11 protein-coding genes are annotated in these 14,441 nt (G+C 43.5%); 8 read left to right on the top strand and 3 right to left on the bottom strand.

What is annotated here, in order from left to right; translation table 11 throughout:
- Positions 1-2: 2 nt before the first annotated feature.
- From pdhA to DZ860_RS01675, 3 genes are read left to right on the top strand one after another with little or no spacing between them, the layout of a single operon-like run.
- The gene (pdhA, locus tag DZ860_RS01685) at positions 3-1,103 is read left to right on the top strand and encodes a pyruvate dehydrogenase (acetyl-transferring) E1 component subunit alpha (RefSeq protein ID WP_120029174.1); all 1,101 of its coding nucleotides are present in this window, start codon (positions 3-5) and stop codon (positions 1,101-1,103) included.
- Positions 1,096-2,079, top strand: a complete 984-nt coding sequence (locus tag DZ860_RS01680) for an alpha-ketoacid dehydrogenase subunit beta (RefSeq protein ID WP_120029173.1) — start codon at positions 1,096-1,098, stop codon at positions 2,077-2,079. Before pdhA ends, DZ860_RS01680 begins: the two co-directional genes overlap by 8 nt.
- On the top strand, positions 2,076-3,221 hold the full coding sequence (locus DZ860_RS01675) for a dihydrolipoamide acetyltransferase family protein (protein ID WP_120029172.1): 1,146 nt from the start codon (positions 2,076-2,078) through the stop codon (positions 3,219-3,221). The genes DZ860_RS01680 and DZ860_RS01675 overlap by 4 nt, the downstream gene beginning before the upstream one ends.
- 121 nt (positions 3,222-3,342) lie before the next feature.
- Here DZ860_RS01675 and DZ860_RS01670 read toward each other — a convergent pair whose 3' ends face one another.
- Positions 3,343-4,629, bottom strand: a complete 1,287-nt coding sequence (locus tag DZ860_RS01670) for a DEAD/DEAH box helicase (protein WP_120029171.1) — start codon at positions 4,627-4,629, stop codon at positions 3,343-3,345.
- Between the two features lie 285 nt (positions 4,630-4,914).
- Between DZ860_RS01670 and DZ860_RS01665 the strand changes: the two genes are divergently transcribed.
- From DZ860_RS01665 to DZ860_RS01645, 5 genes are all read left to right on the top strand, one after another.
- Entirely contained in the window at positions 4,915-6,795 is a 1,881-nt protein-coding gene (locus tag DZ860_RS01665) for a DUF294 nucleotidyltransferase-like domain-containing protein (protein WP_120029170.1), read from the top strand.
- The gene (locus tag DZ860_RS01660) at positions 6,795-7,541 is read left to right on the top strand and encodes a 3'-5' exonuclease (protein ID WP_439333093.1); all 747 of its coding nucleotides are present in this window, start codon (positions 6,795-6,797) and stop codon (positions 7,539-7,541) included. The genes DZ860_RS01665 and DZ860_RS01660 overlap by 1 nt, the downstream gene beginning before the upstream one ends.
- A gap of 282 nt (positions 7,542-7,823) precedes the next feature.
- Complete coding sequence (locus DZ860_RS01655) at positions 7,824-9,494, top strand: BCCT family transporter (protein WP_120029168.1); 1,671 nt, start codon at positions 7,824-7,826, stop codon at positions 9,492-9,494.
- Positions 9,495-9,732: 238 nt separating this feature from the next.
- Complete coding sequence (locus tag DZ860_RS01650; RefSeq protein ID WP_120029531.1) at positions 9,733-11,409, top strand: electron transfer flavoprotein-ubiquinone oxidoreductase; 1,677 nt, start codon at positions 9,733-9,735, stop codon at positions 11,407-11,409.
- Positions 11,410-11,746: 337 nt separating this feature from the next.
- Complete coding sequence (locus DZ860_RS01645) at positions 11,747-12,103, top strand: hypothetical protein (RefSeq protein WP_120029167.1); 357 nt, start codon at positions 11,747-11,749, stop codon at positions 12,101-12,103.
- A 222-nt stretch (positions 12,104-12,325) separates the two neighbouring features.
- Here DZ860_RS01645 and DZ860_RS01640 read toward each other — a convergent pair whose 3' ends face one another.
- Entirely contained in the window at positions 12,326-13,084 is a 759-nt protein-coding gene (locus DZ860_RS01640) for an SDR family oxidoreductase (protein ID WP_120029166.1), read from the bottom strand.
- A gap of 185 nt (positions 13,085-13,269) precedes the next feature.
- Positions 13,270-14,418 (bottom strand): enoyl-CoA hydratase/isomerase family protein, encoded by a 1,149-nt coding sequence (locus DZ860_RS01635; protein WP_120029165.1) that lies wholly within the window; start codon positions 14,416-14,418, stop codon positions 13,270-13,272.
- Positions 14,419-14,441: the final 23 nt, after the last annotated feature.

Genomic DNA, 14,441 nt, shown 5'->3' with positions numbered 1-14,441 from the left:
ATATGAATGTTCAGGCCTTGCCCATGCATCGTTTTATTGATCATATGGGCAACCCTATCTGTCCACTTCCATCGTGGGCTGAACCTAGCATACTACAACGCTTTTATCAGGATATGGTGCTCACCCGCACCTATGACAATAAAGCTGTTGCATTGCAAAGAACCGGGAAATTGGGTACCTACCCATCACATTTAGGTGCTGAAGCAATTGGCGTCGCTACAGGGCACGCACTGCGCCAATCCGATGTGTTTATTCCCTATTATCGAGATATGCCCGCTATGTGGGTTCGTGGCATCAATATGGAGAATAATCTCCAATATTGGGGAGGCGATGAAAGAGGAAGCGATTTTTCTTTCCGCGGCGAGTCAGAATCAACCCCTTGCCATGATCTCCCCTTTTGCGTTCCTATTGCGACCCAATGTACTCATGCCGTTGGTGTTGCATCGGCATTAAAAATCAAAGGTAATCACCAAGCGGCGTTAGTCACCTGTGGTGATGGTGCGACATCCAAAGGGGATTTTCTAGAATCCATTAACTGTGCGGGTGCTTGGAATATTCCCTTGGTGTTTCTGGTCAACAATAACCAATGGGCGATATCGGTCCCGCGTCGATTACAATGCGCCGCAGAGTTTCTCTCAGAAAAAGCTAAAGGTGCTGGCATACCGGGGGTTACCGTTGACGGCAATGATGTCATCGCTATGCATGACGCTATAATTACGGCCCTCGAACGAGCCCGTCATGGGAAAGGTGCTACCTTGATAGAAGCGGTAAGTTATCGACTCAGCGACCACACTACCGCTGATGATGCTACGCGTTATCGCAGTAAAGATGAATTGGATGAAGCATGGGAATATGAACCTATTTATCGCTTACGCAATTATCTTATTCGCGAATCGCTATGGGATGATGAACGTGAACAGGCGTGGTTAAAAGAATGCAAAATTCTCGTCGAAAAAGCGGTTAACAACTATTTAAACCTCGAACCTCAAGCACCTGAGTCTGCGTTTGATTTTCTCTATGAAAAGTTATGTGACGAGTTGCAACCACAACGCGATCACATCATCAATAAAGCAATGCGCATGCAAGGAGGCAAGCATGGCTGAGATGACTCTAGTCGAGGCAGTTAACCTCGCGTTACACCATGAAATGATGCAAGACGATAACGTCGTCGTCCTAGGTGAAGATGTGGGTGATAATGGAGGCGTCTTTCGGGCCACCGTTGGGTTAAAAGAAAAATTTGGTTTTAAACGTGTTATCGATTCTCCTTTAGCTGAAGCGTTAATTGGCGGTGTCGCTGTTGGAATGGCGACTCAAGGGATAAGACCTGTGGCCGAATTCCAGTTCCAGGGCTTTGTTTTCCCAGCCATGGAACATCTTATCTGTCACGCAGCCCGCATGCGTAATCGAACTCGGGGTCGTCTGGCTTGTCCTGCGGTATTTCGAGCACCATTTGGCGGAGGAATTCACGCTCCAGAACATCATTCTGAAAGTATCGAGGCCATTTTTGCTCACATACCTGGCTTTAAAGTTGTGATTCCCTCCTCCCCTCAGCGCGCTTATGGCTTGCTCCTAGCATCTATTCGCAGTAACGATCCCGTGATGTTTTTTGAACCAAAACGTATCTATCGAACCGTCAAATCTGACGTTATCGATAATGGACAGGCGCTACCACTAGATTGCTGTTTCACGCTTCGAAAAGGGCGAGATCTGACCCTAGTTACATGGGGTGCCTGCGTGGTTGAATCATTGCAAGCTGCCCATACGTTATCAAAACAAGGTATTGAAGTGGAAGTGATCGACTTAGCCAGTATCAAACCTATCGATATGAATACCATCTTACAGTCTCTGGAAAAAACTGGACGTCTGTTGGTCGTCCATGAAGCGAGTAAGTCCTGTGGGGTGGGTTCAGAAATCATCGCTCGAACCGCTGAAAAAGCGATGTGCCTTTTAAAAGCACCGCCGAAACGAGTGACCGGCATGGATACCATCATGCCCTATTACCGCAATGAAGATTACTTCTTAATAGAAGAACAAGATATCGTACTCGCAGCACGGGAACTGGTGGAGGGTTGGAAATGAGATCATTTACACTGCCTGATCTAGGCGAAGGTCTGGCTGATTCAGAAATTGTCGAATGGCATATTAACGTTGGTGATGCGGTTGAAGTAGACCAAATCGTCCTTACCGTCGAAACAGCAAAAGCCGTTGTCGAAGTCCCAGCCCCCTATAGCGGAAAGATCGTCAGCCGCCATGGCAATGAAGGCGATGTCATCAATATTGGTAGCTTATTGCTGGAAATAGAAGAATCGAACACCAGCGACCTCCCGAATGAACCGCAAAAGCAAAAACAAGATGCCGCCACCGTCGTTGGGAATGTTTCGCAGAAAAACCATCAAGTCAATGTCGATGATTTCTGGATAGGAGGTCAACATAACGAATCAACCGAACATGTTGTGACTGCACTGCCCTCTGCACGTTTACTCGCCCAACGATTAGGGATCGACCTAAACAGAATTGAAGGCTCAGGCTTAAATGGTTTGGTGATAGATAGTGATATTTACAAAGCTGCCGATAAGCAAACCCCAGGAACTGAGGTTTTAAAAGGGGCTCGCCGAAGTATGGTCGAAGCAATGGCGACCTCCCATCAACACGTTGCGGCAGTTACCATTACCGAAGAAGCATTACTGGCAAAATGGTCTGCTGGGGAAGATATTTCTGTTCGTTTAATTCAAGCGATTGTTCATGCTTGTCAAACTGAGCCAGCTCTTAATGCGTGGTTTGATGCAGACACAATGACACGATGTCTACACAGTACCGTAAATATTGGTGTAGCTGTTGACAGTCGTCACGGCTTATATGTACCCGTATTACGACATGCCAATGAGTTTAAACCGCAAGAGGTTCGTCAATGGTTAAGTTCAACAGTACAAGGGATCCGTGAGCGCAAAATTGGACGAGAGCAGTTGCAACACGCGACAATTACGCTTTCTAATTTTGGGGCAATTGCGGGCATTTACGCAACCCCAGTGGTTTCTCCACCTCAGGTGGCGATTGTCGGTGCTGGACGAATTATTGACAAAGTTATCGTCAGAAATGAACGAGTTTATAATGCTAAAGCAATGCCGTTATCCATCACTTTTGACCATAGAGCGTGTACTGGTGGAGAAGCAGCAAGATTTGTTCGGGCATTGGTTCAACATCTTGAAAAACCGACGCACTAAGCCAATAAACCGCAATATTATTGTCGTGCTGAGATAATGTTAGATATTGATGAGGTTAACGAGTCATAACACGAGACTCGTTAACCTTTTTAAGCAGCGTGATACATCACGAAAGAATCTATTAAGATTTCTTCAGCCACACATCAGAACTTTCTTGCGTTTTTTTCTTACGCTTTTTCTTACCTGTACCCGCTGGTTTAGCGACAGGTTTATTTGCTGCTAACATCGCTTCGGTGATGGTAGTGTCGACTTCAAAGCCTTCGATCTCTTCTCTTTCCAATCGGATCTTGTTCTTCTTCTCGATCACTTTAAAGTGATGGTAATCTTCATAGTCGATCAACGATAAAGCTAAACCCACTTCACCAGCACGACCACTACGACCAATACGGTGCATATAATCTGACGGACTTCTTGGCAAATCGAAGTTAATCACGACAGGTAATTTATCAATATCGATACCACGTGCAGCAATATCTGTTGCGATAAGAACATCAAGAACGCCAGACTTAAAGTCTGCAAGTACGCGAGTTCGCATCCCTTGGCTTTGATCGCCATGGAATACTTCGACTGAAATACCACGTTTATATAGCTTATCCGCAAGGTGCTCACAGCTATTTTTTGCGTTCACGAAGATCAACGCTTGTCGCCATTGATGCTGTTTGATCAAGTGCGCCAATACGGCGGTTTTTTCGCCTTTATTAACAGTAAATACACGCTGAACCAAAGTACTTGCCTCAGTACTTTGCAATTGCACTTCAACCGGGTTTTTAAGCAGCTCCTGCGTCAGCTCTTGTACTTGCTCAGGGAACGTTGCCGAGAATAATAGTGTTTGTTTGTGCTTTGGTAATAACGCCAAAATCTCATTAAGCTCTTCGGTAAAACCAAGGCTTAACATGCGATCCGCTTCATCCAGTACTAGGGTTTTTACTTTATCAAGTTTGATAGCATTGCTTGAAATCAGATCAAGTAGTCGACCCGGTGTCGCTACCAGGATATCGGTACCACCACGCAAGGCAAGCATCTGAGTATTAGCTGATACACCACCGAACACCGCAACCGTTTTAATTGCCCCGTTAAAATGTACGGCATAAGACTTAATACTATCTGCAACTTGCTTCGCCAACTCACGCGTAGGCACTAAAATAAGACCTGAAACGTAATTGCCTCTTGTCCCTGTATTGTTCGATTGCTGTTCAAATAACTGTTGTAGTAAAGGCAATGCGAAAGCCGCCGTTTTACCAGAACCTGTATTTGCTCCAGCAATTAAATCGTGACCGGCTAATACACTCGGAATGACTTGTGCTTGGATTGGCGTAGGTTGCTGATATTCAAGTTCTGCTAATCGAGCGATCAGCGGTTGAATCAGGTGAAGTTGGGTAAAGTTGGCTGGCGATGTGGCTGTAGTCATTAAAATAAAAAGCTCAATCTAAAAGAATTGTGATCATTTTACCGCATTTAACCCCCGTTAAGTAGAGTAATGATAAATCTAATACTCGACAGCCTTTCTGGTGCCAATAGTTGTCGATTTACCCCCAACCGATTGTTACAACAAATAAGTACACTTTATGAACAAGCATTTAAATGATTTATATGTTTAAAATCATGTAATTGTTTAATTATGTAATTAATTGTTGCTTGGTTTTATTCTTGGTGATATTTATCGCTATAGTTTAGGCTATGCGTGGAATAAAGAATGGAAGCAGAGCAATTAGAAGTACTCAATTTCATTAGCCAATACCCCCCTTTTGATGACTTACCCGAAGAACACCTGAAAAACATTGCCATGAATGCGGAGGTTGCTTACTTTCGAGAAGGTAGTGACATTCTCAAATTTGGTGACACCATTCGTGATCTTTACCTAGTACGCAGTGGGGTTGTTGAGATCTATCGCCGTAAAGGTGAACTCTACAACCGCATTGACGCGGGTGGCCTGTTTGGTCAAATGGGGTTACTGATGAACAATCGTGTTCGTATGCCTGCGAAGGCGATTGAAGATACTTTGGTATATTGCATTCCCGAAAACATTTTCAATGAACTCTGTGATGAGTTTGAAAACTTTGCGGACTTTATGGAGCTTGAAGATAGCGCCCGTCTGCGTACCGCTGTTTCAAATCACGCTGATGGAAACGACTTCACCACAGCCAAAGCTCGAAAAATTTTAAACCGAGAACCTATTACTTTACTGTCAACGGCAACGATTCAAGAAGCTGCCATTTTGATGGCAGAAGAAAATATCACTGCCCTGTTAATTGTACGACCGCCTGAAGAGATCACTGAAGAAGACGATGATCAGCTGTTAGGAATTCTAACAGACCGAGATCTCTGTATTCGCGTATTAGCCCAAGGCGTCGACATTAATCTGATGGTGAGCGAAGTAATGACCGTAGATGTGGTCTCTTTAGATTACAACGCCTACGTGTTCGAAGCGATGCTGACCATGCTGCGCTACAACGTTCACCACCTACCAATCCTAAAAGATAAAAAACCGATTGGTGTGATCGGAATGACCGATATCGTGCGCTATGAATCTCAAAATAGCCTACTATTGGTGAGTTCTATCTTCCAACAAACCACCGTCACCGATCTCAAACTGGTCGCTGGACAAGTCAAAGACTGCTTTGTTCGCATGGTCAGTGAAGATGCCAATGCACATATGATTGGCCGCGCTATGTCTGTAATAGGGAGTAGCTTCAAACAACGTTTAGCTGAGTTAGCGGAACAAGAACTTGGTCCCGCTCCAATTCCTTATTGTTTATTAGCGATGGGCTCAATGGCCCGTGATGAACAGTTAATTGTTACCGATCAAGATAACGCGTTGATCCTTGATAATAGCTATGACGTTGATGAGCATGGTGAGTATTTTGAAGCATTTTCAAAATTCATCTGTGATGGCTTAGATGAGTGTGGTTATACCTATTGCACTGGCGATATCATGATGACTAATCCAAAATGGCGCAAGACTCGCTCAGAATGGGAGGAATGCTTTGCCAATTGGATTGATAACCCGACTCCAGAAAGACTATTACACAGCAGCATTTTCTTCGATTTGCTTGGTGTACATGGGCGAGTGAAATGGGCTGAACACCTCAGCAGCTTTATTGTGAGACGTGCAAAGAAAAATAATCGCTTTCTAGCCTGTATGGCCTATAACGCTATCTTACGTACTCCCCCGCTCGGTTTCTTTAAAGATTTCGTCATGGAACAAGATGGGCGCCACAGAAACTCCATCAACTTAAAACGTCGCGGTACTGCCCCATTAGCTGATCTCGTGCGGGTACATGCTTTAGCTATAGGTTCTCGTTCACAGAATTCGTTTGACCGATTGGACGACATCAATAATGCCGGAATTTTACCAAAAGGTCGCGGGATGGACTTAAAAGACGCGATGGAATTAATCTACATGGTACGCATTCGCCATCAAGCGTTAGACATTGAAAATGGCGACGATCCAGACAACAACATCGAACCAGAACATATGTCTGACTTTGAACGTCGTAACCTTAAAGCTGCGTTTCAAATTTTGAGTAACGCACAAAACTACATTAAGTTTCGTTATCAGAGAAGTGGCAAATGATGAGACTATTTCAAAGTCAGCAGAAAGATCTGCCGTTGCTAAATACTTCCTCCACGCCCGATTGGCCGAGTCTATTTAGGACTCTGGCAGAAACTAGCAAGGACTCCAGACTCAAGCGTTATTATTCTGCGCCTATACCTGCGGCAGAAACACCACTTAAAGATGTCGAGTTTGTTTCGATGGACTTTGAGACTACGGGTTTGAACGCACAAGAAGATGCCATTTTAACCATCGGCCTTGTCCCATTTACACTTCAACGCATTCAATGTAGTGGTTCTGCACACTGGGTTGTGAATCCAAATCGCGAATTAAATGAAGAGTCAGTGGTTATACATGGCATTACCGATTCTGAAGTAAAAAGCGCACCTCAACTCGAAGATATCTTAGATCAAATATTGAATGCGATAGCAGGAAAAATTGTGGTCGTTCACTACAAAAATATTGAACGTCAATTCTTCAATAACACACTACTTGAGCGCATTGGTGAGGGCATTCAATTTCCAGTTATTGACACTTTAGACATTGAATATGCGATTCAATTGCGGCAATGTACTGGCTTTCGAAATTGGTTGAAAGGGAAAAAGCCGGGGTCAGTGCGCTTAGGCCAAGCAAGAACTCGATACAAATTGCCTATTTATCAGCCTCACCACGCACTAACAGATGCGTTGGCGACCGCTGAACTGTTACAAGCACAGTTACAATATTACTCAAATCCCAATGTGTCTTTATCGACATTTTGGCAGTAACCATTAACAACCTGTTTGCATAACAACCAAAAAACGACAAAAAACCACTTAAATTGATGCAATAAAATACTGATTTAGCACGATAAATTTAACTAATCGTCATGATAATAAAATGCAATGTGTTATCAGTATGTTTATCGTTAAGATAAGTAATAGAGTAAAATATCTAAATTCTATTAAATATTGATATTTGCTGTATTAAAAGTGTTGCGAAAATGCGGTTACTTTTTATACACGTCAAATGATATTTATATAGCCACGTATTTGATAAGGAGACAATTCGTGAGCACCGATAATGACAACAATGGCGGGATTCAACGTCCCGACGGTAAAGTAAACGCGATCGACACTGATTATCAAATTGGTCAAGACAACGTTGCTTTAAAAGTAGGCCCTTTTGGCCTTGATATTCATAACCGTGTTTTTGCAATCTCTGGTCTATCGATCATTTTGTTCGTCGTATTAACACTGACTTTTAGAGAACAAGTAGAACCTTTTTTTGCTGGTCTTCGCGGATGGTTATTATCTAACTTAGACTGGTTTTTCCTTTTATCTGGCAACGTTTTTGTTGTTGTATGTTTAGTTCTTATTGTTACACCGCTCGGCCGTGTAAGAATTGGCGGAACTGAAGCGACACCTGACTACAGCTATGCCGGTTGGTTAGCGATGCTGTTTGCTGCGGGTATGGGTATCGGCTTGGTATTCTTTGGAGTATCAGAGCCAATGTCTCATTTCAGTGCGGCATTGGGCGGAGTTTCCGTCGAAGGTGGTGTACGTACTGACTGGGCACCATTAGGTGCAGCTGTCGGCGATACCGAAGCCGCATCAGCACTTGGTATGGCAGCAACGATTTATCACTGGGCACTTCACCCGTGGTCAATTTACGCGTTGCTTGCTCTTGGTCTAGCAATTTTCTCTTTCAATAAAGGGCTTCCGCTAACCATCCGCTCGATCTTCTACCCACTATTTGGTGAGCGTGTTTGGGGTTGGGTTGGTGATGTGATCGATACATTGGCTGTTGTCTCCACAGTCTTTGGTCTTGCTACCTCTCTAGGCTATGGTGCATCGCAAGCGGCTACCGGCTTGAACTTCCTATTCGGTATCCCGATGACAGAAACAACTCAAGTTGTTCTTATCATTGGTATTACAGCACTAGCATTAGTGTCTGTAGTTGCTGGCTTAGACAGTGGTGTAAAACGTCTATCTGAAATTAACATGGGCATCGCTGCTCTGTTACTGTTATTCGTTATCGTTGCGGGTCCAACACTAGCTATCTTTACTGGATTTTTTGATAACATTGGCGCTTACCTATCGAATATCACTTCCCTATCGGTTCCATTTGGTCGTGAAGACGTTAACTTCTCACAAGGTTGGACTGCGTTTTACTGGGCATGGTGGATTTCATGGTCACCATTCGTGGGTATGTTCATCGCTCGTGTTTCTCGTGGTCGCTCTGTTCGTGAGTTCATTGTCTGTGTTATTTTGATCCCATCAACAGTATGTGTACTTTGGATGACGGCGTTTGGTGGTAATGCTATCAGCCAATACGTAAATGACGGCTACCAAGCGGTATTTAATGCTGAACTGCCTTTGAAACTGTTTGCGATGCTTGATGTTATGCCTATGGCTGAAATTACATCACTTGTGGGAATTGTGTTAGTTGTTGTGTTCTTTATCACATCTGCTGACTCTGGTTCATTGGTTATCGACACTATCGCTGCAGGCGGTAAAGTTGATGCACCAACACCGCAACGTGTGTTCTGGTGTACGTTCGAAGGTTTAGTTGCGATTGCGCTAATGCTAGGCGGTGGCCTTGCTGCAGCTCAAGCGATGGCAGTAACTACTGGCTTACCATTTACCATCGTACTGTTGGTCGCAACAGTTTCCTTGATTAAAGGACTAATGGACGAACCTCGTCCATCAGCTAAGTCGAACAAAAAAGCAAAAGCCTAACGTTTTGTTTTAACTCTAAGTATCTAACGGCATGCACTCGCATGCCGTTTTTTGTTTCTGCTAAATAAATTCCATATAACCAACCCACAGTCGCCCTACAAAAGCTTGCCTCTCTATTTGTTCTTTTTTACACCCGTCTTATGAGTATAAAAACTTGATTACGCTATACTTATACCTGAGTAGCTTTAAGATTCGGCATCGAAAATGGAGAGTAATAATGAGTGAAACGCATGAATGCATGGAATTTGATGTTGTTATCGTTGGCGCTGGTCCAGCAGGTTTATCTGCTGCATGCCAATTGGCGCTTCTTGATCAAACTAGAGACGCTAACGACAATGCAAGAACTCCACTATCGATTTGTGTGATCGAAAAAGGTGCTGAGGTTGGCTCGCATATTCTTTCCGGCGCGGTTTTTGATCCAACCTCGCTCAATGAACTCTTTCCTGATTGGAAATCGCAAAACGCCCCACTTAATACACCCGTTTCGAATGAACAGCTCACTTATCTCACCACTCATTTAAATCATATTACGATCCCCGATTGGCTGACGCCTAAGCCCATGACTAATCATCCAGATTCCGGAAACTATCTTATAAGTCTAGCTGAATTATGTCGTTGGTTAGCAACACAAGCCGAAGGACTAGGCGTTGATATCTTTGCCGGTTTTTCTGCGGCAACCATTAACTATGATGAGCAAGGTGCGGTAACCGGTGTCACCACGACGGATATGGGTCGCAATAAACACGGAGAAGCTAAAGCAAACTTTGAACCCGGAGTAGAGTTAAAAGCAAAATATACGTTATTCGCTGAGGGGTGCCGTGGTCACCTTGGCAAGCAATTAATCAAACAATTTCAATTGGATAAAAACTCTCAGCCCCAGCACTATGCTCTTGGCATTAAAGAAATTTGGCAACTTCCCCCTGATCATCCAAAGCATGAGGCTGGAAAAATTATTCACTCAACTGGTTGGCCGTTGCATCAAACCCAATCCACTGGGGGCGGCTTTCTCTACCATTTAAAAGATCACCAAATCGCTGTTGGTCTGATTACAGACCTTAACTACCGCCATCCCTATCTTAGCCCCTTTGAAGAGTTCCAAAGACTGAAACATCACCCAGTATTCAGTCAATATTTAGAACATGGTGAGCGCATCGCTTACGGAGCTCGCTCACTAGCCAAAGGCGGCTTATCTTCTTTACCCAAACAACAATTTAAGGGAGGTATCTTAATCGGTTGCGATGCGGGCACTCTGAATGGCTTAAAAATCAAAGGATGTCATACCGCTATGAAATCAGGCATGCTAGCGGCAGAAGCGGTATTTAATGAACTAAAGCAAGGACGTGCTAATTCTGAACCCGATTACCAATCTCTTTTTGAACCATCTTGGCTATATCAAGAACTGTATGAAGCGCGTAACTTTAATGCTGCGATTCATAAAACTGGCATGCTGTTCGGTTCAGCTCTTACATATTTCGAACACAATGTATGGTTACCATTGTTTAAGCACCCAGTCCCTTGGACGATCAAAGATTCTCAAGCAGACTTTCTGAGTTTACAGTCGATCAAGAACGTCGAACCCATCGATTATCCAAAAGCCGACGGAATACTCAGCTTTGATAAACTGTCTTCAGTTTATTTATCCCACACCCAACATGAAGAAGATCAGCCCTGTCACCTTGTTCTCACCGATCAGAGTATTCCTATCAATATTAACTTACCCGACTACGGCGAACCAAGTCAGCACTTTTGTCCAGCAGGCGTCTATGAAATATTAACGTTCGATGGTCAAGAAAAATTACAGATAAATGCCGCTAACTGTTTACATTGCAAAGCATGTGATATTAAAGATCCATCGCAAAACATTGTTTGGCAAGCCCCTGAGGGCGGTGGCGGTCCAAGATATACCAATATGTAAGTGTGGTGTTAAAGCTCAGTCATCCGGTACCCATCATGATATCGCCGTGACTTTCGATGAAAGGGAAAATCGTGATTAGATTTTCCCCATCAATTCAGATAGTTATAAGGTTTAGCAAACGTACAGACCAAAAAAGTGTTTAAATTTGCAATGAAATGAAAATTATTCCGGTCTATTTGTGATGTAACGCCGTATAACCATTCATTGCTGCATTAAATGATAAGAGCAAAACGCACCTAATCGCTCCCCTATCCAGCGAATAATGACGATAGGAACCGCAGTAATTTAGGCATATTGGAAGGTGCAAACAATGATAAACGACATAGGATGTAATTTTATGAATAAGTTAATCAGTACGTTAGCAATCACGACTTCAGTCTTAAGCTTTTCTGCCACATCGGCTTATCTACAAGAAGTCGACCATACCACTATTGATGGCCGTCAATACGACTCCATCGCAGGAGCTTTCCAAGAGAGCCGTGCAACTGTTGCAAAACTAGAGGGGATGACACCACGCCAGCTTGAAATAGCTCTCGATGATCATCAATGGAACAACCGAGTGAGTTCAAGCTTCCAAGTCGTGGATGTGAAAGGCCATGTAAAAGAAGTTTGGGATAAACGAGGCGAAATGCTTTACCAACCTGTGACCACAGTCGTCTACACTTATCGTTATAATGACAGCGAACGCCGATAGTCGAGTTAACCATTATTTTGCCATGAATCATTCACCTAAACGGTTCATGCTTACCTTTACTACCGACAAGGCCACATGTTACCTATAGTTAACAAGCATAATAAAGGCCATCATCTCATTTGATGATGGCCTTATCTTTTATTTTATGGGTTTACTGTTCCTATAACTACCTTACCTATCACTTTGTTATCACGATGAATTCAAGCAACGTAATGTGGCATATCACAAGCGTAACCCGCCATCTAATTCAAGGACTCTGCCTGTATAATAATCACTTTCGAAAATGAATTTTACTGCATGTGCGATTTCGTCGGCTTGAGCTATACGTCCTAATGGGACCATATTTTCGAGGCGTGCAATGGCTTCTGGTTTCATCTGATCAGTCATCGCTGTTTTCACCACACCGGGAGCTATCGCCGCTGCTCGAATTCCATATCGCCCCAATTCTTTTGCCCAACAGGTAGCTAAAGATGCGACTCCTGCTTTTGATGCAGAATAATTAGATTGCCCCATATTGCCCGCTCGAGACACACTGGAAATATTAATGATCACGCCTTTGCGTTTTGTCTCAATCATTTTCAACGCTGCTTCCCGGCCACATAAGAATGTACCCGTTAGATTAACACTAATGACTGAATTGAATTGAGCGAGCGACATCTTACTCACTTCTTCACCTTTGACTTTAACTAACATGGCATCTCTAAGAATACCGGCGTTATTCACTAATCCATCTAATTGACCGAGGTCGCGCACTATAGCGTCAAAAGTTTGCTCCACCTGTTGTTCATCAGTTACATCCATTGGATAGAGGTAAACTCTCGCTTGTGATGCCGCACATAAAGCTTGGGTCTCTTCTAATGATCTTGAATCCAAATCTAATAACGCTAGGGACGCGCCTGCTTTAGCAAGCTCAATAGCCATTGTTTGACCCAATCCCCCACCAGCTCCTGTTATTGCGATTACGCTACCGTTCATATCCATATCACTATTCCTTTTCGTTTCACTGATTTCTCTTGGCCTATTTTGACCCTGATGGCCAATAAAAGACGCATTATTATCCGCAGGCTAGATGGTTACATAATCCATTTGCACTAAGTATCTATCCATAAAGTATGCATCTACATCGAGTGCTGAAATAGGGCATTGATGGCCGTAGTTTAAGTCAGTCACTTACGGCTAAGATGGCGAACATTATTTGATAAACCGGCCAGTGGATGATTATCTCGTGTCCACAATGACGTAAATAACGTATCAATAATGCTTTCATCGACACTGGACACTGAACCGAACATCCATTCTGGCTGATTATCTTTATCAATTAACCGAGAACGGACTCCCTCTTGAAATTCACCTAATAGTGCACAGCGCACCGAGAGAGATAGCTCAACTCGAAAACAATCCGCTAAAGAAAAATCGTGGCATTGCGTAATTTGACGGTAGCAAATGTACGCAGAAATAGGACTACCGCCAGTCAGACTCTTTTTAGCTTGCTCTAACCACGCCTCATCCCCTTTAATTTCTTGGATATTTCGACAGATCGAAGTCAAGTCCTCACCATGACAAGCAGATTGAATTTGCGAAAGATAAGGTAATAATTGCGAATCAGGGCGTTGAGAAACGGCTTCATAAGACAAAGTTTCTAGTAAATCAGAAACAATATCGCAACTATCAACGTCATTGTTCCAATCACTCACTTGCAGTTGTTCTAATACCGTTGATCTGTGCTCTCGTAACAATAGATAATCACTCAGGGTCAAATCAAGCGCATCACTAGCGTTAACAGGCGTTGCGGTAAGACCAAGAAACAAACCAATACCCGGTGGCAGTTGATTTAAAAAGTAGGTGCCTCCAACATCAGGGTAAAGGCCGATATGGATTTCCGGCATAGCAAGACGTGAATGAGGCGTCACTACGCGATGACTGGTCCCAGCAAATAAGCCTAGACCACCTCCCATCACAATCCTATCTCCCCAGCCAATAATAGGCTTCTGATAAGTGTGAATTAAATAATCACATTGATATTCTGTGGTAAAAAAATCGGTAAAGAATGCCCGACTCTCTTGTGGATCTCGTTCGTTCATGACGTGATACATGGTGCGAACATCGCCACCTGCGCAAAATGCTTTTTCGCCAGCTCCCTGTAAAAAGACACACACAATTGATTCATCGTCCTGCCATTCCAGCAACTTATCCATTAATTGACTCAACATATTAAATGTCAGTGCATTCAGTGAGCTGGTATTGTCTAAGGTCGCTATACCGATTTGGTGTTTGTTATCACTACAACCAAGTTGCTGAAACGTCACCTGATCCATTAAGTCACCTCCATTCTGGTCTA

The sequence above is a fragment of the Vibrio sinensis genome, assembly GCF_003605645.1.
Taxonomy (GTDB): domain Bacteria; phylum Pseudomonadota; class Gammaproteobacteria; order Enterobacterales; family Vibrionaceae; genus Vibrio; species Vibrio sinensis.
This window is presented reverse-complemented; position numbering and strand designations above follow the sequence as displayed.

What these genes read in the sequence shown, in the direction of transcription:
- pdhA (WP_120029174.1), top strand. Translation starts at nt 3, where the DNA reads ATGAATGTTCAGGCCTTGCCCATGCATCGTTTTATTGATCATATGGGC.
- DZ860_RS01680 (WP_120029173.1), top strand. Translation starts at nt 1,096, where the DNA reads ATGGCTGAGATGACTCTAGTCGAGGCAGTTAACCTCGCGTTACACCAT.
- DZ860_RS01675 (WP_120029172.1), top strand. Translation starts at nt 2,076, where the DNA reads ATGAGATCATTTACACTGCCTGATCTAGGCGAAGGTCTGGCTGATTCA.
- DZ860_RS01670 (WP_120029171.1), bottom strand. Translation starts at nt 4,629, where the DNA reads ATGACTACAGCCACATCGCCAGCCAACTTTACCCAACTTCACCTGATT.
- DZ860_RS01665 (WP_120029170.1), top strand. Translation starts at nt 4,915, where the DNA reads ATGGAAGCAGAGCAATTAGAAGTACTCAATTTCATTAGCCAATACCCC.
- DZ860_RS01660 (WP_439333093.1), top strand. Translation starts at nt 6,795, where the DNA reads ATGAGACTATTTCAAAGTCAGCAGAAAGATCTGCCGTTGCTAAATACT.
- DZ860_RS01650 (WP_120029531.1), top strand. Translation starts at nt 9,733, where the DNA reads ATGGAATTTGATGTTGTTATCGTTGGCGCTGGTCCAGCAGGTTTATCT.
- DZ860_RS01645 (WP_120029167.1), top strand. Translation starts at nt 11,747, where the DNA reads ATGAATAAGTTAATCAGTACGTTAGCAATCACGACTTCAGTCTTAAGC.
- DZ860_RS01640 (WP_120029166.1), bottom strand. Translation starts at nt 13,084, where the DNA reads ATGGATATGAACGGTAGCGTAATCGCAATAACAGGAGCTGGTGGGGGA.
- DZ860_RS01635 (WP_120029165.1), bottom strand. Translation starts at nt 14,418, where the DNA reads ATGGATCAGGTGACGTTTCAGCAACTTGGTTGTAGTGATAACAAACAC.